The organism is Neisseria sp. P0007.S010 (genome assembly GCF_051962875.1).
Lineage (GTDB): Bacteria > Pseudomonadota > Gammaproteobacteria > Burkholderiales > Neisseriaceae > Neisseria > Neisseria subflava_A.
On the sequence record NZ_JBQCUX010000001.1, the window covers coordinates 1 to 21,752 of the forward strand.

General features: G+C 46.3%; 17 protein-coding genes and 3 tRNA genes. 7 read left to right on the forward strand and 13 right to left on the reverse strand.

Features of this window, described 5'->3' with window-relative positions:
* Positions 1–146 precede the first annotated feature (146 nt).
* From recR to rnr, 4 genes are all read right to left on the reverse strand, one after another.
* Entirely contained in the window at positions 147–752 is a 606-nt protein-coding gene (recR, locus tag ACTHR7_RS00005) for a recombination mediator RecR (protein WP_107868301.1), read from the reverse strand.
* An 82-nt stretch (positions 753–834) separates the two neighbouring features.
* Positions 835–2,688 carry a SurA N-terminal domain-containing protein gene (locus tag ACTHR7_RS00010; RefSeq protein WP_440370107.1) on the reverse strand — a complete coding sequence of 618 codons (1,854 nt, stop codon included), beginning with the start codon at positions 2,686–2,688 and terminating at the stop codon, positions 835–837.
* A 145-nt stretch (positions 2,689–2,833) separates the two neighbouring features.
* Positions 2,834–3,181 carry an ArsC family reductase gene (locus ACTHR7_RS00015; protein WP_440370108.1) on the reverse strand — a complete coding sequence of 116 codons (348 nt, stop codon included), beginning with the start codon at positions 3,179–3,181 and terminating at the stop codon, positions 2,834–2,836.
* Positions 3,182–3,262: 81 nt separating this feature from the next.
* Positions 3,263–5,743 (reverse strand): ribonuclease R, encoded by a 2,481-nt coding sequence (rnr, locus tag ACTHR7_RS00020; RefSeq protein ID WP_440370109.1) that lies wholly within the window; start codon positions 5,741–5,743, stop codon positions 3,263–3,265.
* 94 nt (positions 5,744–5,837) lie between these two features.
* On the opposite strand from rnr, the gene ACTHR7_RS00025 reads away from it, so the two are divergent.
* The 3 genes from ACTHR7_RS00025 to ACTHR7_RS00035 all read left to right on the forward strand — a co-directional run bounded on the left by ACTHR7_RS00025 (position 5,838) and on the right by ACTHR7_RS00035 (position 6,203).
* Positions 5,838–5,924, forward strand: a tRNA-Leu gene (locus ACTHR7_RS00025).
* A gap of 38 nt (positions 5,925–5,962) precedes the next feature.
* Positions 5,963–6,049, forward strand: a tRNA-Leu gene (locus ACTHR7_RS00030).
* Between the two features lie 63 nt (positions 6,050–6,112).
* Positions 6,113–6,203 (forward strand) — tRNA-Ser (locus ACTHR7_RS00035).
* Positions 6,204–6,380: 177 nt separating this feature from the next.
* Here ACTHR7_RS00035 and ACTHR7_RS00040 read toward each other — a convergent pair.
* The 5 genes from ACTHR7_RS00040 to dnaQ all read right to left on the reverse strand — a co-directional run bounded on the left by ACTHR7_RS00040 (position 6,381) and on the right by dnaQ (position 9,845).
* Positions 6,381–7,124 (reverse strand): thermonuclease family protein, encoded by a 744-nt coding sequence (locus ACTHR7_RS00040; RefSeq protein ID WP_107868304.1) that lies wholly within the window; start codon positions 7,122–7,124, stop codon positions 6,381–6,383.
* A 73-nt stretch (positions 7,125–7,197) separates the two neighbouring features.
* On the reverse strand, positions 7,198–7,869 hold the full coding sequence (rpiA, locus tag ACTHR7_RS00045; protein WP_003679072.1) for a ribose-5-phosphate isomerase RpiA: 672 nt from the start codon (positions 7,867–7,869) through the stop codon (positions 7,198–7,200).
* 43 nt (positions 7,870–7,912) lie between these two features.
* Entirely contained in the window at positions 7,913–8,392 is a 480-nt protein-coding gene (gene ispF, locus ACTHR7_RS00050) for a 2-C-methyl-D-erythritol 2,4-cyclodiphosphate synthase (protein ID WP_070608281.1), read from the reverse strand.
* 32 nt (positions 8,393–8,424) lie between these two features.
* Positions 8,425–9,111, reverse strand: a complete 687-nt coding sequence (ispD, locus tag ACTHR7_RS00055; protein ID WP_070585435.1) for a 2-C-methyl-D-erythritol 4-phosphate cytidylyltransferase — start codon at positions 9,109–9,111, stop codon at positions 8,425–8,427.
* Entirely contained in the window at positions 9,108–9,845 is a 738-nt protein-coding gene (gene dnaQ / locus ACTHR7_RS00060) for a DNA polymerase III subunit epsilon (protein ID WP_070585437.1), read from the reverse strand. The genes ispD and dnaQ overlap by 4 nt, the downstream gene beginning before the upstream one ends.
* A 340-nt stretch (positions 9,846–10,185) precedes the next feature.
* On the opposite strand from dnaQ, the gene ACTHR7_RS00065 reads away from it, so the two are divergent.
* From ACTHR7_RS00065 to ACTHR7_RS00075, 3 genes are all read left to right on the forward strand, one after another.
* Positions 10,186–10,662, forward strand: a complete 477-nt coding sequence (locus tag ACTHR7_RS00065) for a hypothetical protein (RefSeq protein ID WP_049348077.1) — start codon at positions 10,186–10,188, stop codon at positions 10,660–10,662.
* 144 nt (positions 10,663–10,806) lie between these two features.
* Positions 10,807–11,490: a 16S rRNA pseudouridine(516) synthase gene (locus ACTHR7_RS00070; RefSeq protein ID WP_107868305.1), complete on the forward strand. Its 684-nt coding sequence runs from the start codon at positions 10,807–10,809 to the stop codon at positions 11,488–11,490.
* A gap of 781 nt (positions 11,491–12,271) precedes the next feature.
* Positions 12,272–13,636, forward strand: a complete 1,365-nt coding sequence (locus tag ACTHR7_RS00075) for a sodium-dependent transporter (protein ID WP_107810484.1) — start codon at positions 12,272–12,274, stop codon at positions 13,634–13,636.
* Positions 13,637–13,696: 60 nt separating this feature from the next.
* Here the strand turns inward: ACTHR7_RS00075 and dld are convergent, their stop codons facing one another.
* The 4 genes from dld to ACTHR7_RS00095 form a co-directional block, all read right to left on the reverse strand.
* Positions 13,697–15,388, reverse strand: a complete 1,692-nt coding sequence (dld, locus tag ACTHR7_RS00080) for a D-lactate dehydrogenase (protein ID WP_107810485.1) — start codon at positions 15,386–15,388, stop codon at positions 13,697–13,699.
* A gap of 163 nt (positions 15,389–15,551) precedes the next feature.
* Complete coding sequence (pnp, locus tag ACTHR7_RS00085) at positions 15,552–17,675, reverse strand: polyribonucleotide nucleotidyltransferase (RefSeq protein ID WP_107697060.1); 2,124 nt, start codon at positions 17,673–17,675, stop codon at positions 15,552–15,554.
* A 233-nt stretch (positions 17,676–17,908) separates the two neighbouring features.
* Positions 17,909–18,772, reverse strand: coding sequence for a phosphoribosylaminoimidazolesuccinocarboxamide synthase (locus ACTHR7_RS00090; RefSeq protein WP_440370110.1), 864 nt, complete (start codon positions 18,770–18,772; stop codon positions 17,909–17,911).
* Between the two features lie 163 nt (positions 18,773–18,935).
* The gene (locus tag ACTHR7_RS00095; protein ID WP_440370111.1) at positions 18,936–20,369 is read right to left on the reverse strand and encodes a calcium-binding protein; all 1,434 of its coding nucleotides are present in this window, start codon (positions 20,367–20,369) and stop codon (positions 18,936–18,938) included.
* 445 nt (positions 20,370–20,814) lie between these two features.
* On the opposite strand from ACTHR7_RS00095, the gene rfbD reads away from it, so the two are divergent.
* Positions 20,815–21,678: a dTDP-4-dehydrorhamnose reductase gene (rfbD, locus tag ACTHR7_RS00100; protein ID WP_285069944.1), complete on the forward strand. Its 864-nt coding sequence runs from the start codon at positions 20,815–20,817 to the stop codon at positions 21,676–21,678.
* Positions 21,679–21,752 lie beyond the last annotated feature (74 nt).

Genomic DNA, 21,752 nt, shown 5'->3' on the forward strand with positions numbered 1-21,752 from the left:
CGATGTGTTTGGCGATCATGGCTTGGACGGTTTGCTGGAAGAAGGTGCTCATGGAAAATCCCCTAAATGTCTTGGTGGGAATTTAGGGGATTTTGGGGAATTTTGCAAAGGTCTCAGACTTTCAGACGGCCTTTTTATATTGGCATTTAAGATTGGATATTTCTTCTATCGTAAACAGCCTGAGCCAAAGTACCGGCATCCACATATTCCATCTCGCCGCCCAAAGGGATTCCCCTCGCCAACCGGCTGACTTTATAAGGAAGATTTTTAAACAATTCCGCCAATACATATGCTGTCGCATCACCTTCGGCTGTGAAGTTGGTTGCAATGATAATTTCCTCAATATCACTCGCCTGCAAACGGACAACCAGCTTATCTAACGCTACTGCCGAAATATCCATGCCCTGCGCCGGACTGACTTGCCCCATCAAAACAAAATACAGGCCATCATGACAATTAGCCGCCTCCATACTGGAGACATCCGCCGGCATATGGACAATCATCAAGCGGCTTTTCTCGCGTTTTTCGTCCGCACAAATTTCACACAAATCGCCTTCGCAAAATGTATTACACATCCGACAATGCTGCACCTGCCTCAAAGCAAACTGCAAAGCATCCACCAACTCCTGCGCTTCTTCGCGTTTGTACTGTAAAAGCCGGTAAGCCATGCGTTGAGCGGATTTCGGGCCGACATTGGGCAGGATTTTTAATGCATTAATCAAGCGGACAAAGGCATCAGGGTTTTTACTCATGATTTCAGACGGCCTTTAAAAAGATAGCTAAAAATAAGAAAACAGCCGGAATTCATCCGGCTGCCCTACTCAAATACTCTGCTTATTCGGCAGCATTATTAACTTGCTGTGCGCCTTGCTTACGATCGATTTTTTTACCCAAATACTGGAGTAAATTATCGAACACATTGGCAGAAAGCTGCTGAACCAAAGCCTGTTTGGCAGCCGGAATCTGTGAATCGGCATTTTCAGGAGCAGAAACACTCTGAACTTCCATAATCACCGGTGCAGGCATACCTTCCAACAATGCGTACGCAGGTTTACCGCCGACAGGGCGCGCTTTCAGCAAAGCCGCATAAGCCTCCGGAGACATGGTTTTACGTGCATCTTGCGCGCTCAATTGAGAAACAGGCGACCATTGAACATCGGCAACTTTACCGGCTTTCAAAGCAGCCAAAGTTTCCTGGGCTTTTTTCTCTGCCAGTTTGGCGGCTTCAGAGCGCTGATATGCTGCACGGACAGTGTCTTTGACTTCCGCAAATGGTGCGATTTTCTCTTCGCGCACTTCTTTCGCACGAATGACCCAAACGGTATCGTTGTTGATGGCGATCACTTCAGAATTGTGTTTTTTCTTCAGTACATCATCACTAAACGCGGCATTAATCAATGCTTCAGGCAAGCCGGCTTCCTTCGCGCCCGCTTTGGTCACCCATTCATCCAGGCTTTCCACTTTCAAACCTGAATTGGCGGCTGCTTTTGCCAAAGAAGATGGATCATTAAAGGTATCTTCACCCAGTTTTTCTTTCGCAGCATTAAAGGCAGAAGCTGCTTTTTTCAGTTTCAAGGCTGATTCGATACGCGCCTTGGCTTGTTCCAAAGTCGGCTCAGCTTCGACATTCAAAACTTTAATGACGTGATAACCCAAAGATGATTTAACGGTATCGCTGACTTCGCCTTTGCCCAATGCAAATGCCGCTTTATCGAATTCCGGCCCAAAGCCGCTACCACCGCTTTTGCTTAGATAACCCAAATTGCCGCCTTTGTTGCTGCTGGACAAGTCTTTGGAGTACTTGGCCGCCAGCTCAGCAAAAGCATCTGGGTGCGCTTTGAGCTCTGCAGCCATTTTGTCCACTTCGGCTTTAATTTCTGCATTGCTTGCTTCATCTCCGTTAGGCATAACCGGAATGAAAATATGCGCAATTTCGGCTCTTGGCGACAAATCTACGCTTTTGCTGTCGTAAGCTTTTTGTACTTCTTCCGCACTGACGGTTTGCTTGTCAGCCAAATCTTTGATGTTCAAAGCCACATATTCCAGCTTAACAGCTTGAGGAATCAAGTAATCTTTTTTATGCGCTTCATAATACTTTTGCAAAGCCGCATCATCTACTTTTACTTGTGCCGCAAATGCTTCAGGGCTGAAAGTAAATGAACGGATGGTACGTGTTGCTTGAGTCAGGTTAATCAACTGACGTGCTTGCGCATCGCTGACCAAAGCGCCGTTTTGCACCAAATTCAACAGATTTTGCAATTGGAACTGTTCGCGGATATCTTCGACAAACTGATCCTCTGTCATTTTGCGCTGATCCAAATACTTCTTGAGCAAATCCTGACTGAATTTGCCGGAAGCATCATGGAAATTCGGATCATCCACGATAACTTGCTTGATTTGTTCCAGAGACACAGCAATGCCCATCAGCTTGGCACCCTGCTTCAGGTAAGCTCTTTGCAATAAAGATTGGAATATAGCATCACGCGAAGGCGCATTATTGCCTGCGGCCTGCTCATTTTGTATTGCAATCTGTAAAGCATGCTCGCTGACCTTCTCATCCCCGACTTTGACAATGTAATCAGAACCCGGCGAAGACAAATTATTGGCACCGAATCCGATAAAGGTCAAACCGATGATACCTAAAACAATCTGGGCGGGTGTTTTATATTTTTCAACAATATGGAACATATTTATCCGAAAGAAAAGTATGGTGCGGCAGCCGGAAAATGCTGCCGCAAAAATCTTAAAATCCTGAAAACAGGCTCAAAGTGCGTATTGTAACGTATTTTTTCGAGGCTTGCTTTTTCAGACGGCCTAAAAACCTAAAAATGCCTTATCCAAAAATTTCCTGATACGCTTCTACGGAGAATCCGACATAAACCTGCCCTTCTTTGACCAATACAGGCCGCTTGATGATACTGGGATTCTCCACCATCAAAGCAATCGCACCTTCTTTTGTGGTGGCAGATTCCTGCGCATCTTTATCCAACTTTCGCCAAGTCGTACCTCTTTTATTGAGCAAAATTTCCAAAACTACCTGCTCCAGCCAGCCATCAATCAATTCGGCAGTCGGGACGTTTTTCTTAAAATCTACAAACTCAAACTCGATGCCGTTTTCCGCCAACCAACTGCGCGCTTTTTTAACCGTATCGCAATTGAGAATACCGTATAGTTTTATCATCTTATTTATCCTTGGTTTTATTCATAAAATCACAAATTCAGGCCGTCTGAAACTTTTCAGACGGCCTGAATTGAATGCTACTTATTTCTTAGCAGCTTTCTTCACTTTAATCTTCACGCTTTTGCCTTGAGCATTATTTTTACGCCCGGCTTTGACGGAAGCTGTTTTCGCCTGCGCTTTTTTATTGCTTGCGGCTTTAGGTTTGCTTGGCTTGGCAGGCTTGGAGGCAGGTTTACTTTTCACCTTGCTCTTCTTTGCCTTCACAGGAGCGGCCAACGCCTCATCAATTTCTTTAGCCGAAAGTTTACGCTTACGCTTTTCGACAGGCTTATCAGCAGCTATTGGCTTGCTTACAGGTTTTGCTTTTCTACCGCCGCGCTTCTTACCGACTGAACCGCCGCTGATTAAGGTCAAATCAATCTTACTGGTATCCAAATCGGCTCGCGCGACTTTTACAGTGACCGTATCGCCCATGTTGAAACGGACACCGCTGCGTTCGCCCTCAATCGCCATAATTTCAGGACGGAAGTTGAAATAATCCTCTCCCAAATCACTGATATGTACCAAGCCGTCGATATGAATATCGTCCAAGGTTACAAAAATACCGAAACTGGTCATGCCCGAAATCTTGCCACTGAAGACTTCACCGACTTTGTCGCGCATATAATAAGTTTTCAGCCAGTTTTCCACATCGCGGCTGGCATCATCGGCCCGGCGCTCGCAGAACGAGGTATGCACACCCAACGCCTGCCAGGTTTTATTGGGTTGGTAAGTTTGCCCGTTCAATACAGCCTTAATGGCACGATGGACCGTCAAATCCGGATAACGGCGGATAGGCGATGTAAAGTGTGCATATGCGCTATAAGCCAAACCAAAGTGACCGTCGCAATGCGGCTCATAAACCGCCTGCTGCATAGAACGCAACATCATCACTTGCAATAGCTCCGCGTCCGGACGGTTTTTAAATTGCTCGGCAAGCGCAGCATAGTCTTTCGGCGTTGGATTGTCGCCGCCACCCAAACTCAGCCCTAGCAAACTAAGTTGCTCGCGTAAAGTGGCCAGTTTTTCGGGAGTCGGACCCAAGTGATTGCGGAATAAAGCCGTATGTTTGTTTTTCAACAAAAATTCTGCCGCGCAAACATTCGCCGCCAACATACATTCTTCAATCAGCTTGTGCGCATCATTGCGGACAACGGGAACGATCTTGTCGATTTTACCATTGTCGTCAAAAATCATCTGTGTCTCAACGCTCTCAAACTCAACCGCGCCACGCTCGAAACGTTTTTTCTGCAAGATTTTAAATAAATTATACAGAGTATTGATTTGCTGCTTAAACGGATGATCCTGGCCGTCTGAAATCCAATCCCAAACTTGATTGTAAGTCAGTCGCGCATGCGAACGCATTACTGCCGGATAGAAACGGTATTCCTTGATATTGCCGGCATAAGTAATCACCATATCGCACACCATACACAGGCGTTCGACATCAGGATTGAGCGAGCAGATGCCGTTGGACAACTTCTCCGGCAGCATCGGAATCACACGACGTGGAAAATACACGCTGGTACTGCGTTCCTGAGCATCTACATCAATCGCATCATCAGGGCGGACATAATGGCTGACATCGGCAATCGCCACCACCAAACGGTAATTGCGGCCGACTTTTTCAGCAAAAACCGCATCGTCAAAGTCCCGCGCAGTTTCGCCGTCAATGGTTACCAGAGGCAAATCGCGTAAGTCCACGCGCCCTTTCAAGTCGGTTTTACGCACATGATCGGGAATTTTCTTCGCAGCTTTGACACATGCTTCGCTGAATTGATGAGGCAAATGGTGCTTGCGTACAGCAATTTCGATTTCCATACCGCTGTCGGCATAATCGCCCAACACTTCAATCAGCTTAGCCACAGCAGGACGATGCGCTTCAGGATACGTCTCAATTTCAGCCACAATCACTTGACCGGATTGCGGTTTAAAGTGCGCCACGCTTTCAGGTTCCAGCACGATACTTTGGCTCAAACGCTTGTCTTCGGCTTCCAAAATAGCCACGCCGCGATCCATATAAAAACGGCCGACCACTTTAGACTGCGCACGCTCCACCACATCCAAAACCGTACCTTCACGACGGCCTCTGCGGTCGATACCGGCAGGACGCACGGTAACAATATCCCCGTGCATCACACCGCGCATCTGACGCTCATACAAAACGAAATCGCCCTCTCCTGTCGGCGTTAGCGGCACGGCAAAACCAAAGCCGTCTTTATGCGCTTCGACACGGCATTTAACCAATGCCAATTTTTCTGCCGCACACACCGCGCCACGTCTGTTGATCAACACCTGACCATCACGCGCCATCGCTTTCAGACGGCGCTCGAAGAATTCATATTCATCTTCTGTAATCGACAATTCATGTGCCAAAGCTTCGATTTTGGTCGGCACACCTTTTTGTTCCAATAATTCAATGACCCATTCGCGGCTGGGCAACGGATGAGCGTAACGTTGTTTCTCCCGCTCCAAATACGGGTCTTTTTCTCGTAAATTTAAAGATTTAGTATTTTTGTTCATTTTGATAGTTGACATTCTTTTTTTAAAATATATAATAGCTGCTTCTTCGCAGTTCAGGTAGTCAACTGTACCTTAAATTGAAGAATAAAGCAAAGCCCAGGTGGCGGAATTGGTAGACGCGCTAGCTTCAGGTGCTAGTGTCCTCACGGGCGTGGAAGTTCGAGTCTTCTCCTGGGCACCAAATAATTTGGTGCTTCTTTGCTTAAGAAAATTTAAATTGCCCAGGTGGCGGAATTGGTAGACGCGCTAGCTTCAGGTGCTAGTATCCTCACGGGTGTGGAAGTTCGAGTCTTCTCCTGGGCACCACTGATAAATCAATCAGTCAAGTTTTCACATTATTCTGAATAATAAGTCAGAATAATAGTCCACAGAGAGGTGGATGAGTGGTTTAAGTCGCACGCCTGGAAAGCGTGTATACGTGAATAGCGTATCGAGGGTTCGAATCCCTTCCTCTCTGCCAGATACTAAAGACACCAGCTAACGGTGTCTTTTTTAATATCCGCTCTTCTTAAAAATATTACACCACACTTTTATTTCTATTACCCTCTAATCAGAAACCTGCCACTCATTCTTATCTTATACTAAACCTTAATGATTAAAGGCCGTCTGAAAATTTTCAGACGGCCTCTCTTAAAACCTACCAAATCCCGAACCATTGTTTATCAGACTGCTTTTTATCACCGTTCTGCTGCTCGTAATTTTGACGGCGAAATTGCCAAGGCGCTTGCGGATTGTCTTTTTTCCATAAGCCTTTACGTTTTTCCTTGGCTTGTTTTTGTGCGGCCGAATAGTCAGTGTAGGCAGTTTTACTTTGTTGTTTTTTGGCATAACTTTCATAATGCCATGCGGCGCCATCCCGTATCTGCATTAAATTCAAGTCAATCGTGCCGACAGATACTTGGGCAACTTCGCGCTGGTAGCGGTCGGCTTCAAACACACGGACTTTGGCTTTTTTATTCAATGCAGCATCAATCAGATTGTCTCGTGATTGCGTACCATAGGCTTGATTGATTTCCGGCGCATCGATATAGGCCATGCGGATTTTGTGTTTCCGGCCGTCGCCATCGATGATGTGCATAGTATCGCCATCATGGATTTTGATGATTTTTCCGTTGTATGTGTAAGTTTGTCGCGATGACTTTTGTTTTTGTTTCTGTTCTTGCTTAGGTTCAGCTTCGGTTTTGGTGTCAGATGTGGCTTTGACGACATTTTCTCCCAGCCATTCATTGACCTTTTCCAAACCGATATTGTCGCCTTGTGCCAATGTTGCAGCAACGCTTACCCCGGTACGAATCAACTCAGTATCGCGTGAGCTGTAACCAAGCGCGCCCAACACGGATAAAACAACGGGCAACCATTTTATAATTTTACTGATTTGCATATTTTGCCAAATTGAAGGCCGTCTGAAAGACCTGATGCACTTTCAGACGGCCTTTAAGATTGATTAATCTTCATTAATCCTGACAAGGCAGGATGACTTTTGCGCCTTCTGCCGTACCTAAAACCAACACATCGGCGGCATCTCGGGCAAAAATACCGTTTTCGAGTACGCCGGTGATTTTGTTGATTTCGTCTTCCATTTTCAGGGCTTGATCGATATTGAGGCCATGAACATCAACGATTTGATTTCCATAGAAAGTAGTATAACCGACACGCAACTCAGGCTGTCCGCCCATGGCAAGCAGTTTACGCGACACCAGCGAACGGGCATTTTCAACCACTTCCACCGGCAATGGGAATTTACCCAAACGGGAAACATATTTGCTTTCATCGGCGATACAAACAAATTTATCGGATGCGCTGGCCACGATTTTTTCGTTCAAATGCGCACCGCCGCCGCCTTTAATCATTTGCAGCGCGTGGTTGACTTCGTCTGCACCGTCAACATAAACCGCCAAACCCATCACTTCATTCAGTGAAACTTCTGGAATCTCGTATTTCGCCAAAAGCTCGCTGGATTTTTTAGAAGTAGACACGGCACCCTTGATTTTCTTACCGCTTTTACCCAAAGCTTCGATAAAAAAGTTGATGGTAGAGCCGGTACCGATACCGATGTATTCGTTTTCAGGAACAAATTCCACCGCTTTTTCGGCGGCAATACGTTTGAGTTCGTCTTGAGTTGCCATGTTGTCAGTCTTTTAGTTTGAATAATAAAGTAATTTTAAGCTCTTAGGCTTTAATCAGCAATACTGCCGCTTGCGCTTCAATGGCTTCCATCCGTCCCAGATAGCCAAGTTTTTCGTTGGTTTTACCTTTGATGTTCACGCAGTTTTCAGGTAAACCCAAATCTGCGGCAATATTGGCGCGCATTGCCGGAATATGCGGCGCAAGTTTTGGCTTTTGAGCAATCACGGTCGTATCGACATTAACCACCTTCCAACCCAACTCCTGCACGCTTTGATAAGCCTCGCGCAATAGCACACGGCTGTCTGCATCTTTAAATTCGGCTGCAGTATCAGGAAAATGGCTGCCGATATCGCCCAAACCGGCCGCTCCCAACAGGGCATCGGTAATCGCATGCAAAAGCGCATCGGCATCTGAATGACCCAGCAAGCCTTTTTCAAACGGAATGTTGACGCCGCCTAGTATCAAATCTCGTCCTTCGACCAACTGATGGACATCGTAGCCCTGTCCGACACGGATATTCATGTTTGTTTCCTTAAATAATAGGTTTTGATTGTTCAGACGGCCTTGAGCAACAATCTGACAATGTATTCGTCTTGCGGCAGCGTCAATTTTAAATTGCGCGTATCGCCCTGCACCAAGCGCGGCCGGATACCCAGTTTTTCAATCGCTGATGCTTCATCCGTAATCTCACTTAAATCATCAACCGATAAAGCACGATGTAACAAGGCCGTCTGAAAAAGCTGCGGCGTTTGCGCCTGCCATAATCCTGCGCGTGCAACGGTTTCATCAATATGATGACTGCCGTCTGAGCGCTTGAGCGTATCAGCCACCGGTATGGCCAAAATACCGCCTTCATCATTCTCACCCGCCTCATCAAGCAAACGTGTTAACGCTTCAACAGGCAGGTAACAGCGCGCGGCATCATGAACCAAAATGTTATCTTGCGCCTCGGCCAAACCTTGCTCCAATAAAACGGACACACCATTGCGTACCGTTTCGGCACGACTTGCGCCGCCTACTCGAAAGACGCGTACTTTCTCAGACAGGGCCGTCTGAAAAACCGAATCTTCCGGCGAAAGAATAACAGCAATTAAATCTATGCGGGGGTGTTGCTCAAAGATTTCTATGGTATGTTGCAATACGGTTTTACCATTGATTTCAACATATTGTTTAGGTTTTCCTGCACCAAATCGCGCTCCCACACCGGCAGCAGGAATCAAAGCGATATTGCGGCGCATCATGCTGACACTCCGGCATCGGCCTCATCCGGCGTTTCAGCCTTGCGCCATACGCACGCTTCGCCCAAATCGTCCAAATATTTTTCATGTGCGGCCAGCTCGTCCGCATTGGCTTTGATAACTTTCAACTGCGAGGTACGTTTGGTTTCCGCAATAACGGTTTGTTTGACTTCGCCCTCTTCTTCCGCCTCGCCGCCCATCAGGTCGAACTGCTGACGCGTCATGGCAAGATAGACTTCACCCAAAAGCTCGCAGTCGATTAGCGCGCCGTGCAAAACCCGTTTGCTGCGGTCAACGGAAAAGCGGTTACACAACGCATCCAAGCTTGCCTTTTGCCCCGGAAACATTTCACGCGCCATAGCCAGCGTGTCGGTGACTTTACAACCCAGTTCCTCGATAGAAGGCAAACCCATGCGGCGGAACTCCATATTCAGGAAGCCGACGTCAAACTTAGCATTATGGATAATCAGCTCTGCGCCACGAATAAAGTCGGCAATCTGTTCACCCACTTGAGCAAACGGCGGCGCATTCTTCGCTTCCAATACTTCAATCGTCAAACCATGCACCTTCGCCGCTTCCTCCGGCATATCGCGTTCGGGGTGGACATATAAATGAAGATTGGAGTCGGTCATTTGGCGGTTGATCATTTCCAAGCCGGCAAATTCGACCAGACGGTCGCCGTTTTCAGGATAAAGACCCGTGGTCTCCGTATCGAGGATAATCTGACGTTGGCTCATGGTTGGTGGTTTCTGCAATTATCAAAACGTCCTGAATCATACTGAAGGCCGTCTGAAATGTATAGTCAGCAAAACTTTAGCTACTTTTGAAATACCCTTTTATAGCTGGATTTTTTCAGACGGCCTTTATTCTTTTTTCATCTATTGGCCAGCTATTACTCCAATTTGAGTAGAAAGCCCAATTTCTAAAAAATTTTTTAAATTTAATTTCTTTAATAATTAATACCTTACTTATAAATTAAATAATAGGAACAATTATCATTTGCAAATTTAAAAAATCGCCGTATAATACAACCCATCGAAACAAAACAACCGCACAACAGAATGAAAGGAGAAGAAAATGCCCGAAAGTATTTTTAAGCAAGTCTCCCTCGACATTCTGAGACTGCACCAGCAAGCCATCCGCTCTTTGATCGCTACCAAGTGTTGCGATGAGTGCGAAGTACACGACGCAGTATTCATTACTTTAGATGGCCGATATTATGTTTGGCTCCCTTGTATGGGCAAATCGCCCCAATCAGAAACCGGCATCCTGCTGATTGAAGATGAAGACGGCAATACACGCTTGAGCTGGGTTGCCGATACACGCGAAGTCAAGCAAAAAGATAGTCTGTACAACCGCGTTGTTTCCGCCCTGCAAAGAAAAATGCAGCGCACGAAAAACAAATTTATTCAGTCGGCAAACGCTAGATTGCTTGAGCTGACGCCTCAGCAAGGCCGTCTGACGACAAACAGCAAAGATTTCTCGCTTTCACCACATGACTTGATGAAAGCACTTTATCCGGCAACACATCAAATAGGAGAATTTGCCCTGTAACAGTTTTTGGTAGTGGTTTGTGTTCCTTTTGCGCCCCTTAAAATTTTAAAGGGGCGATTTTTTTTTGCCCCTACTTTTCAGACGGCCTAAACATCGGTTTTCCAGTACAATAAAGGCCGTCTGAACATTTCCTACTTTTCAACCATGCAACTGCTCAAATACATCCAATCACAAGGCCTCGGCAGCCGCAAGCAATGCCAATGGCTGATAGACAATGACTGCATTGCCATCAACGGCGAAATCCATAATCGTGCTAAAGACGATATCGATCCGTCTCAAGTGTACACCCTGTCTGTTGACGGCGAAGAGATTGCCGCCGTACCCATGCCCTATTTCTACATTTTGCTTCATAAGCCTGCAGATTACGAGACTTCGCACAAACCCCAGCAATATCCAAGCATCTTTAGCCTGTTTCCCGACCACATGCGCAATATCGATATGCAGGCAGTCGGCCGCTTGGATGCAGACACAACCGGCATTATTCTGATTACCAACGACGGGCAATTTAACCACCGCGTTACCTCGCCCAAACACAAAGTTCCGAAGCTCTACCGTGTCACTTTGAAACATCCTGCCGACGATACCCTTTGCACTACGCTGAAAAACGGCGTCCTCCTACATGACGATAATGAAACCGTCGCCGCGGCCGAAGCAGTATTGGCCGACCCAACCACATTGATGATGACCATTACCGAGGGTAAATACCATCAGGTCAAACGCATGGTTGCAGCCGCAGGAAACCGTGTCGAACAGCTCCACCGTGAGAAATTCGGTGACTGGAATGTCAATGATTTGGCCGCCGGAGAATGGAAATTTATCCAAATCTAAAAAAATTCCAAATTTTTTCGATCAATTTTTAAACAATATGGATTTTTTATTTATTTAAAATCAAACATCTAATCCTTATCATTTTTATTTAACAGAATTTAACACTGTAAAGACTGAACTATTGTATAATTCGCCTGTCTGAGTAACACTTGCTTCGAAAGAAGTGAGTAAGTGAGTAAGACGTTTTCCCCGTAATGTGTTTGGCCATCTATACTTTCCCCTTAGTATAGATGGTTTTTTTTATCTAAAATTTGGCAATCAAGCGGGCATGCTTTCAGACGGGCCTTTCTCATCTAAAGAAGCCATCATTGCTAAACCCCATCTCCACTCATTAACTTGCCATTACTCCTTTTCTCTTTCTCGTCTCTTCCGCATCAATCTGTGCCGTTCCAATTTCAGATAAATCATTTTATAGAAAGAAAAACTATCGGCGACTATCCAAGCTAAGGTTACAGGATGTTATTAGGCAGCCTTAGATAAATACCATCTTTGTTGCCGACATACTTGAAAGCAACACCTTAGTACTATCCAATATCCTTACAACACCCCTTTCCCATATCCCACTTTCAGACAGCCTTTATCGTTACGGCTCTTTCAATCATTCATACCGTTTCAGCCAAATTCTCTGTTTGCAGGTTTCAACACCAAGCAAATCAGAGGAACTCACTAAAAATTATTCATTACATAGTTTTTTTAACTAATTTTCTTTTCCGACTTTAGTCAAGATTCGTTAAATCTTTACGGTAAAATGTTGTCTTTATTTTTATGCATCTGAGTATTTATGTCTTCCAATCAACCCCGTCAAACTTGGTCCAACCGTTTGACTTACATCCTTACTGTTGCCGGCGCGACTGTCGGCTTTGGTGCAACTTGGCGTTTCCCGTATTTGGTCGGTGAAAACGGCGGCGGCGCGTATGTATTCCTGTTCTGTATCGCCATGCTGGTCATCGGTATTCCGATGATTTTGGTGGAAAACGTCATCGGCCGCCGTAAAGGCGTGAACGCGCTGGATGCGTTTGGCGGCACAATGAATGGCAAACCCGTTGCCAAAATTTGGAAATTGGTCGGTTGGATGGGCCTGATCGGCGCATTCGGCATCATGGCCTATTACATGGTGCTCGGCGGCTGGGTTATCAGTTACATCATCAATATCATCGGCGGCAATTTGGACATTTCCAGCCCTGTTTCCGGCGAAGTTACCAAAAGTTTCTTTACCGAACACATCGAAAACAGCCCTTGGGAAATTGCTTTCTACACCTTCTTATTTGTGGTTGTGAACCAATGGATCTTGGTCAAAGGCGTGATCGGCGGTATTGAAAAAGCGGCAAAATACCTGATGCCTTTACTGTTTTTATTCCTGATTGCCATGGTTGTGCGCAACGTTACCCTGCCGGGCGCAATGGAAGGCATTACCTTCTATCTGAAACCTGATTTCAGCAAAATTACAGCCGAACTGTTCGTCTTCGTTTTAGGACAAGTATTCTTCGCCTTGAGCTTGGGTTTCGGCGTGATGATTACGTTATCCAGCTATCTGGATAAAAATGAAGATCTGGTTCAGACGGCCGTAATTACCGCGATTACCAACACTTTGATTGCCGTGTTGGCCGGCTTTATGATTTTCCCTTCCCTCTTCAGCTTTGGCGTTGCCCCTAACTCAGGCCCGACACTGGTGTTCCAAAGCCTGCCGATCGTGTTTTCCAATATGTGGGCAGGCCCAGTGTTTGCAGTAATTTTCTTCTCACTGCTTCTGATTGCCGCGCTGACCACTTCTCTGACCATTTATGAAGTGTTGATTACGACCATTCAGGAAAAAACCAAAATCCGCCGCGCAGCCGCGATTACCATCGTACTGGCAGGTATTTTTATCTTCGGCAATATCCCTTCCATCTTGAGCTACGGCCCGTGGAAAGATATTTCCGTGTTTGGTAAAAACATTTTTGATGCCTTTGACTATATCAGCGGCAACATCCTGTTTATGCTGACCGCGCTTGGCTCTGCCTTGTTTGTCGGCTTCGTGATGAAAGATGAAGCGAAGGACGAATTGCTCTACAAAGGCAACCATACCACCGTCAATATCTGGTTTGCCTATGTGAAATACCTCGTGCCGTTGGTGATTCTGCTGATTTTCATCAGCAACCTGTTCTGATAAGCAAACATATAAAAAGGCCGTCTGAAATATTCAGACGGCCTTTGTTTTGACTATGCTTTATTCAGCCCAGTTTTTCTTCTTACTGGTTTTACCGATACCGGGGTTGAAGCTGTTGGTCGGGTCGAGTTTTTTATAGAACTGTTTCAACTCTGGCTTCGCTTCATACAGATGACCGACATTATGCTCGGCAGGATATTGCGCACCGCGTTGGTCAAGCAGATGGAGCATTTCATGTTCCAAAGCCATACAGTCGTTGCCTTTTTTAATGATGTAGTCCTGATGGAACACATGACACATAAAATGTCCGTAATACAATTTATGGATAATTTTATTGTCGATTTCGGGCGGCAGGGTTTCAAACCAATCACGATCATCACGACGCAAGGCGATATCGAGTGCGACCAAATCCTCTACTTCATCATCATGTACAGAACGGTAACGGATCGCGGCAGAAGCCACAGCAAAGCGATGCAGCATGGCCGCCTGCGTTTCTTCGGCATTACATTCGAAGAATGCGCCGCCATGGGTTGCAAAATATTCTTTCAAGAAAGCACGCGCTTCTTCTACGCCCTCCCCGCCCATTTTTAAAATCAGGTGATGTTCATATTTATCCCGATAGTTGCGCATAGATTTCGGCAAGTGATCAGGCAAAATTTTACTGATCAGTTGCATGAATTTATCAGAGAAGTGTTTTGGTAAGAAACTTATCTTTTTACTGAATCTATCCACACGGGCTTTCAGATCAAACAGTTTCGGAAGTTGGTGGGTACCGAACGTCTTGATGATATAAAAAGTATCTTTACCATAAACGGCAGCAATATCAAAAGCATGACGATGGATATACTCACCGGAAATAGGCAGGTTTTTAAACTCGCTCAAAGCGGCACGACGAATATCGGTCAGCTCATTAATATCATTGGTGCCGATATAGAAGACGGCAGTCTGTTTTTCTTGCGGGAACGTATCCAAGCGTACGGCAAACACCATCAGCTTGCCCGCGCAACCTGATGCTTCGTAGTGACGCGCAGGGTCGGCATTAAAACGGGCGGCAGTCGGTTCATTCACTTGGCGGACATGATCGCAGTACGCATGGTCATGCCCTTTGCCGGCATCTTGCGCAATGTCTTTTCGCTGATAATGGAAACCTTGCAAGTTGGTCAAAATTTCTTCAGGGGTTTCGCCCAAATCAATGCCCAAATGGTTGACCAGCTCCAGTTTGCCCTCTTCGTTGATTTGCGCAAACAGGGCCATTTCCGTATAAGCCGGGCCACGCTGTACCAGTGCGCCACCCGAGTTATTACATACGCCACCCAATACAGATGCGCCGATACAGGACGAACCGATCACTGAGTGCGGCTCACGGCCTAAAGGTTTCAGCAGCAGCTCCAATTGATTCAAGGTAGAACCGGGCAGGCAGACAACCTGTTCGTTATTGTTGATCGGCTGAATGATGTTCAGACGCATGGTATTCACAATCACGATATCGCGGTCGTAATCATTGCCGTCAGGAGTCGAGCCGCCAGTCAAACCGGTATTGGCGGCCTGCGTAATCACGATAACATCAGCCTCAACACACGCCTGCAAGATTTGCCACATTTCCAAAACCGTACCCGGACGGACAACAGCTAGCGCCTTGCCCTCGCCAAAACGGTAGCCTTGACGGTATTGTTCAGTTTTTGCCGGGTCTGTGATGATATATTTTTCGCCGACGGTTTGCGTCAGCCGACTGATTAATTGTGTAGCATTCATTGCATACTCCTTGAGAAATGAATATATTTATTAAATTACAAATATTGTAGTAATCCCTTTTATCAAAGTAAAGGCAAACTCATTTTTAAATTCATCATTCAAATAAACAAAAGGCCGTCTGAAATTTTCAGACGGCCTTTTGTTTCAAGCTTGCACAATCAAATTATTCAGCTGCTTTCTCTTCGCGAGCAGGAGCTTCTAGCAAAGCTTTGATAGACAGGCGTACTCGGCCGCGATCGTCTACTTCCAATGCTTTCACGTTCACAACCTGACCTACTTGCAGGTAGTCGCTGACATTGCGTACGCGCTCGTGGGCGATTTGGCTGATGTGTACCAAACCGTCTTTGCCCGGCATCACGCTGACAATCGCACCAACGTTGTTGTCGAGGATTTTAACCACAGTACCTTCGTACACTTTGCCCACTTCCACTTCGGCAGTGATTTCTTCGATACGTTTTTTCGCTGCATCGCCTGCTTCTTGAGTAGTCGCAGCGATAGTGATGGTACCGTCTTCAGCGATGTTGATTTCAGTACCGGTTTCAGCAGTAATCGAACGAATAGTTTCACCGCCTTTACCAATCACATCACGGATTTTGTCTTGGTTGATTTTCATGGTGAACAAGCGTGGCGCGTGTGCAGACAGTTCTTGCGGGCCTGCAACAGCGGCTTTCATCTGATCCAAGATGTGCAAACGTGCTTCTTTGGCTTGAGCCAAAGCGATTTGCATGATTTCTTTGGTAATACCTTGGATTTTGATGTCCATTTGCAGTGCGGTCACACCTTCGGTTGTACCGGCTACTTTAAAGTCCATATCGCCCAAGTGGTCTTCGTCGCCCAAGATGTCGGTCAGGACGGCAAATTTGTTGTTGTCCAAAATCAGGCCCATGGCGATACCGGCAACGTGTGCTTTCAAAGGCACACCGGCAGACAACAGGCTCAAGCAGCCGCCGCAGACGGAAGCCATAGAGGAAGAGCCGTTGGATTCGGTAATTTCAGAAACCACGCGCATGGTGTAGCTGAAATCTTCAGGTTCTGGCAATACGGCCAACAACGCACGTTTAGCCAAGCGGCCGTGACCGATTTCACGACGCTTTGGCGCGCCTACGCGACCCACTTCGCCGGTAGAGTATGGAGGGAAGTTGTAGTGCAACATGAAGCGGTCGGTGTATTCGCCGGACAGCGCATCAATGATTTGCTCGTCGCGTGAAGTACCCAAAGTTGCAACGGCCAAAGCTTGGGTTTCGCCACGGGTAAACAATGCAGAACCGTGCGTACGCGGCAATACGCCGGTTTGAATGTTCAGCGGACGAACAGTGCGGGTATCGCGACCGTCTATACGCGGTTGGCCGTCCAAAATTTGGCTGCGGACGACATCGGCTTCCAAATGTTTGAAAATGCCTTTGATTTCGTTGGCTGCCAAAGTGTCGGTTTCTTCGGTAATCAACGCTTCTTTTACAGCATTCCAAGCTTCGTCCAATTTAGCAGAACGCGCTTGTTTTTGACGGATTTTGAACGCTTCTTTAATGGTTTCGCCGGCAATTTCGCGTACTTTTGCAACCAATTCTTCATTGGTTTCAGGAGCTTTCCAATCCCAAACTTCCGGGTTGACTTCGTCGGCAAACTCATTGATAGCATTAATGGCCACTTGCATTTGATCGTGACCGTAAACAACCGCACCCAGCATCACTTCTTCAGACAAGATGTCGGCTTCGGATTCCACCATCAACACGGCTTTAGAAGTACCGGCAACAACCAAGTCCAATTGTGATTTGGCCAACTCGGCTTTAGTCGGGTTCAGAACGTACACGCCGTTTACATAACCTACGCGTGCCGCGCCAATCGGACCGGCAAATGGTACGCCGCTCAACACCAGCGCAGCAGATGCGCCGAGCATGGCAGGAATGTCAGAATCGATTTCAGGGTCAACAGACACCACCATCGCTACGATTTGGATGTCGTGGTAGAAACCTTCAGGGAACAAAGGACGGATCGGACGGTCGATCAGACGGCTGGTCAGGATTTCTTTTTCGCTTTGTTTGCCTTCGCGTTTGAAGAAACCGCCGGGGATTTTACCTGCTGCGTAAGTACGCTCGAGGTAATCGACAGTCAGAGGGAAGAAGTCTTGGCCTTCTTTCACTTCTTTGTTAGTGGTAACGGCAACCAAAACAACGGTGTCGCCCATAGATACTTTAACGGCAGCAGCGGCTTGGCGAGCGATTTCGCCGGTTTCCAAAGTAACGGTTTGATTACCGTATTGGAAGGTCTTAACGTGTTTATTGAACATCATTGTTCCTTTCAAAATACCGCACTGCTAAAACACTAATAATGCACACTAAAATCCGAATGTGCATAGTTAGGGTTTCAGACCGTGCGGCAGGTTATAAACAAGCTTTCAGACAACCTTTAAGGCGCTGAAAACAACTCTCGATTATAAAGGCAACTATCCTTAAAATCCAGTATTGATACAATAAAAAGGCCGTCTGAAACATATCTCTTTCAGACGGCCTTCAACCTTAAAAATCAACCCTGAGTCAGCAAAGTCAATGCTTCCTGATATTTTTCGACTGTTTTCTGAATTACATCGGCAGGCACTTTAGGCGCAGGCGCTTTTTTGTTCCAACCGCTTTGCTCCAGCCAGTCGCGGACAAACTGTTTGTCAAAAGACGGCGGATTGATGCCGACTTTGTATTGATCGGCAGGCCAAAAACGGCTGGAGTCAGGCGTCAACACTTCGTCCATCAAAGTCAGCGTGCCTTCTTCATCTAAACCAAATTCAAATTTAGTGTCGCAAATAATGATACCGCGGGATTTGGCATATTCGGCCGCTTCCTTATAAAGCTGAATCGCCTTGGCGCGTACTTCCGCCGCCAGCTCTTTGCCGATAATGCGTTCGCATTCTTCAAAGCTGATGTTTTCATCATGATCGCCAACTGCGGCTTTGGTCGACGGCGTAAAAATTACTTCGGGCAACTGCTGCGCTTCCTGCATACCTTCAGGCAGTTGAATACCGCAGACAGAGCCTGTCTTTTGATAATCTTTCCAACCGCTGCCTGCCAGATAACCGCGCACAATAGCCTCCACTTTCACCGGAGTGAGTTTTTTAGCTACAACAGCGCGTTTTTCTAAAACTTTGGCTTCGTTTTCTGGCAAAACATCGTAAACCGTTTGGCCGGTAAAATGGTTAGGCATGATATGAGCCAGTTTTTTAAACCAAAAATTAGAAATCTGCGTCAGAATCTCCCCTTTACCCGGAATCGGGTCATCCAAAATCACATCGAATGCAGACAGGCGGTCGGAAGCAACCATCAACATTCGCTTATCGTCAATTTCGTATAAATCGCGTACTTTGCCGGAGTAGATTTTTTTTAAGCTGATTTCAGACATTTTGGGTATCTCTTTGGTAGACAGAAGAATGCGGTATTTTAGCCCAATTTGGAATTTTTCGTCAGATTGTTTACAAAATAAAGGCCGTCTGAAACCTTATATTTTGGTTTCAGACGGCCTTATCCGTTGATTTCAGAGAAAAACCCTGAAAATCACCATCCTATCAGATTACAGAAGCTTGAGTCTGATCTTGGATTTGGTTTACAGCAGACAGAGAGTAGTAGTCGCCGTGGCCGGTTACTTGGTAAGTGCTACCGTCAGCAAACTTGAAGTTCTCAACTTTGTGATTGTTACCGGTGAACCAGTCGTCAATGGTGATGCTGTCGTTAGTACCGACAGAAACAGTCAGGTTAGCACCTGATTTGCTCAGCAATACGTCAGAAGCTGTAACACCTTTACCGAACAACAGGGTGTCATTACCGCTTTCCTCACGGATAGTGTCGTGACCGTAACCTTTGTCGAAGAAGTAAGTATCGTTACCGGTACCGCCGATCAGGATGTCGTTGCCGACACCACCGTCGAGGTAGTCGTTACCGTCTTTACCAACCAGGCAGTCGTCGCCGGCCAAACCGTACAGATGGTTGTTGCCGCCGTTACCTTCGATGTTGTTGTTCAAAGAGTTACCGGTACCGTTCAGGTTTTGCATACCTTGCAAAAACAGGTTTTCAACGTGATCGGTCAAGGTGTAGTCAATAACGGTACGAACAGTATCGATACCGGCTTGTGCATTGCCGTACTCGATAACTTGGTCGTTGGCATTGTCAACGAAATAAACATCGTTACCGTCGCCACCGCGCATGATGTCAGCACCAGAGCCACCGTTCAGGTAGTCGTTACCAGCACCACCTTGCAGGTAGTCTTTACCTTCTTCACCGTATAGAGAGTCACCGTCGGCATCACCGTAAATGGTGTCGTTACCAGCACCGGCGTAGATTACGTCTGTGCCGTTGCCACCGTAGATGATGTCTTCGCAAGCAGTACCATAAATGGTATCTTTAGCATCAGTACCGCGGATAACGTTGCCGTCTTTGCAGTCTTCAGCTCGAATGACATTACCTGGGTTTTTGTCTTCCTGACCGTATGAGTTGTTTTGGTTATGGTCGTCAACACAGTCTTTGCAGTCTGGCTCAGGTTTCGGTTCTGGTTTAGGCTCAGGTTTTGGCTCTGGCTTAGGCTCAGGTTTTGGTTCTGGCTTAGGCTCAGGTTTTGGTTGAGGTTTTGGTTCTGGTTGCGGTTCTGGTTGTGGCTCAGGTTTAGGCTCAGGTTTTGGTTGAGGTTTAGGCTGAGGTCGTGGTTTTGGTTGTGGTTTTGGTGGTGTCGGTTTGATTGGATCACAGTTGTAAGGTGGGCAAACCGGAACACATTTGTAAACGGTGGTTTTTGCTGGTGGGCAGAAAGCCGCAATAGCAGAAACCAAACCAGTTACCGCATTAACTACTGACACGCCGACGCTGGCAATGCTAGCGATGCTGCCGATAGAAACAGAAGATTTTGCTGCAGGAGCGCAGTAGTAAGATGAGAAGGAAGCCTTAGGCGCAGGAGCGCAGTAAGAACTAACCAGGGGTCTAGCATAATACCCCCCGTAACAGTATGCCATAATAATTACTCCCAAAATAGTTAATAAAGATATTGAGCTGACGGAACGAGCAAATTCCGCCCTTGCTCAATTATTATTTTAGTAATATTTTTCAAAATATTTACTCAAAAATATCAAACGGTAGAATTTGCCGATAAAAGGATGGAGTTTCGCCTTTTTTTAAATTCCATTATCCTAGAAACAATAAAAACATTAACATTGATTCACAATCTCTCAAACGACATAGATTCTTTATCTATCTTGTTAAAAGCTAAATTTTAACTATAGTTATAGTAAACAAACATAATACCAATAAGAAGTTATTATTATGAATAGATAATATCGACAATTTACCCAAATACAGCCGCATCCGGATTTTGTTCTACGCTAATAATGTGAATTTGTCGTATTTACACTATAATGACACGAATACCTATTTAACAGCTATCAGAGGAGATACTCAACCATGCGTACTTTATTGACCGGAGCCAAAGGTCAGCTTGCCCGTTGTCTGCGCGACCGCCTGCCCGAAGATTGGGAACTGATTGCTACTGACTCTACTTCGCTGGACATTACCGATACCGAAGCCGTGCATCACATGATCAAAAACTTCCAACCAGATGCCATCGTTAATGCCGCAGCTTACACTGCCGTCGATAAAGCGGAAGAAAACGCTGAAGCCGCTTTTGCCGTCAACGCAACCGCTGTTCACAACCTGGCCGCAGCCGCCCGCGCCGCACACGCTCGCTTTATCCATATTTCCACTGATTATGTATTCGACGGCGAAGGCAAACGCCCTTACCGTGAAACCGACTACACCAATCCGCGCAGCACTTACGGTCAATCTAAAGTAGCAGGCGAACTTTTGGCTTTAGCCGCGCATCCTGAAAGCACTATTGTCCGTACTTCATGGCTGTTTAGCGAATACGGCAGCAATTTCGTCAAAACCATGCTTCGCCTTGCCAAAGAACGCGACTCCCTCTCCATTGTCCACGACCAAACCGGCTGCCCGACTTATGCAGGCGACTTGGCTCACGCCATCATCAGTTTATTGCAACAGCCTACTTCCCCACGCGGCATCTTCCATTACTGTGGCAATAAATCGGCAACATGGTACGAATTTACCAAAGCCATCTTTCAGACGGCCCACCAATTAGACGACAGCTTCCGCATTCCAGAACTGAACGCAATCACCACCGAACAATACCCCCTGCCCGCTCCGCGTCCGGCATACAGCATTATGGATTGCTCACGCTTAGAGACCGAGTTCGGTATCAAACCGTCCGACTGGCAAAAAGCCCTGCGCGAAATTCTCCGCAAAATCGACTGATAAGCTGATTCATCTATATCAAGGCCGTCTGAAAACATATTTTCAGACGGCCTCTTTGTTTCTTTTATATCAAA

Coding starts and splice junctions, on each gene's coding strand:
- ACTHR7_RS00075 (WP_107810484.1), top strand. CDS start 12,272: ATGTCTTCCAATCAACCCCGTCAAACTTGGTCCAACCGTTTGACTTAC.
- rfbD (WP_285069944.1), top strand. CDS start 20,815: ATGCGTACTTTATTGACCGGAGCCAAAGGTCAGCTTGCCCGTTGTCTG.
- dld (WP_107810485.1), bottom strand. CDS start 15,388: ATGAATGCTACACAATTAATCAGTCGGCTGACGCAAACCGTCGGCGAA.
- ACTHR7_RS00065 (WP_049348077.1), top strand. CDS start 10,186: ATGCCCGAAAGTATTTTTAAGCAAGTCTCCCTCGACATTCTGAGACTG.
- pnp (WP_107697060.1), bottom strand. CDS start 17,675: ATGATGTTCAATAAACACGTTAAGACCTTCCAATACGGTAATCAAACC.
- ispD (WP_070585435.1), bottom strand. CDS start 9,111: ATGATGCGCCGCAATATCGCTTTGATTCCTGCTGCCGGTGTGGGAGCG.
- rnr (WP_440370109.1), bottom strand. CDS start 5,743: ATGAACAAAAATACTAAATCTTTAAATTTACGAGAAAAAGACCCGTAT.
- ACTHR7_RS00010 (WP_440370107.1), bottom strand. CDS start 2,688: ATGTTCCATATTGTTGAAAAATATAAAACACCCGCCCAGATTGTTTTA.
- ispF (WP_070608281.1), bottom strand. CDS start 8,392: ATGAATATCCGTGTCGGACAGGGCTACGATGTCCATCAGTTGGTCGAA.
- ACTHR7_RS00090 (WP_440370110.1), bottom strand. CDS start 18,772: ATGTCTGAAATCAGCTTAAAAAAAATCTACTCCGGCAAAGTACGCGAT.
- rpiA (WP_003679072.1), bottom strand. CDS start 7,869: ATGGCAACTCAAGACGAACTCAAACGTATTGCCGCCGAAAAAGCGGTG.
- ACTHR7_RS00095 (WP_440370111.1), bottom strand. CDS start 20,369: ATGGCATACTGTTACGGGGGGTATTATGCTAGACCCCTGGTTAGTTCT.
- recR (WP_107868301.1), bottom strand. CDS start 752: ATGAGTAAAAACCCTGATGCCTTTGTCCGCTTGATTAATGCATTAAAA.
- ACTHR7_RS00015 (WP_440370108.1), bottom strand. CDS start 3,181: ATGATAAAACTATACGGTATTCTCAATTGCGATACGGTTAAAAAAGCG.
- ACTHR7_RS00070 (WP_107868305.1), top strand. CDS start 10,807: ATGCAACTGCTCAAATACATCCAATCACAAGGCCTCGGCAGCCGCAAG.
- ACTHR7_RS00040 (WP_107868304.1), bottom strand. CDS start 7,124: ATGCAAATCAGTAAAATTATAAAATGGTTGCCCGTTGTTTTATCCGTG.
- dnaQ (WP_070585437.1), bottom strand. CDS start 9,845: ATGAGCCAACGTCAGATTATCCTCGATACGGAGACCACGGGTCTTTAT.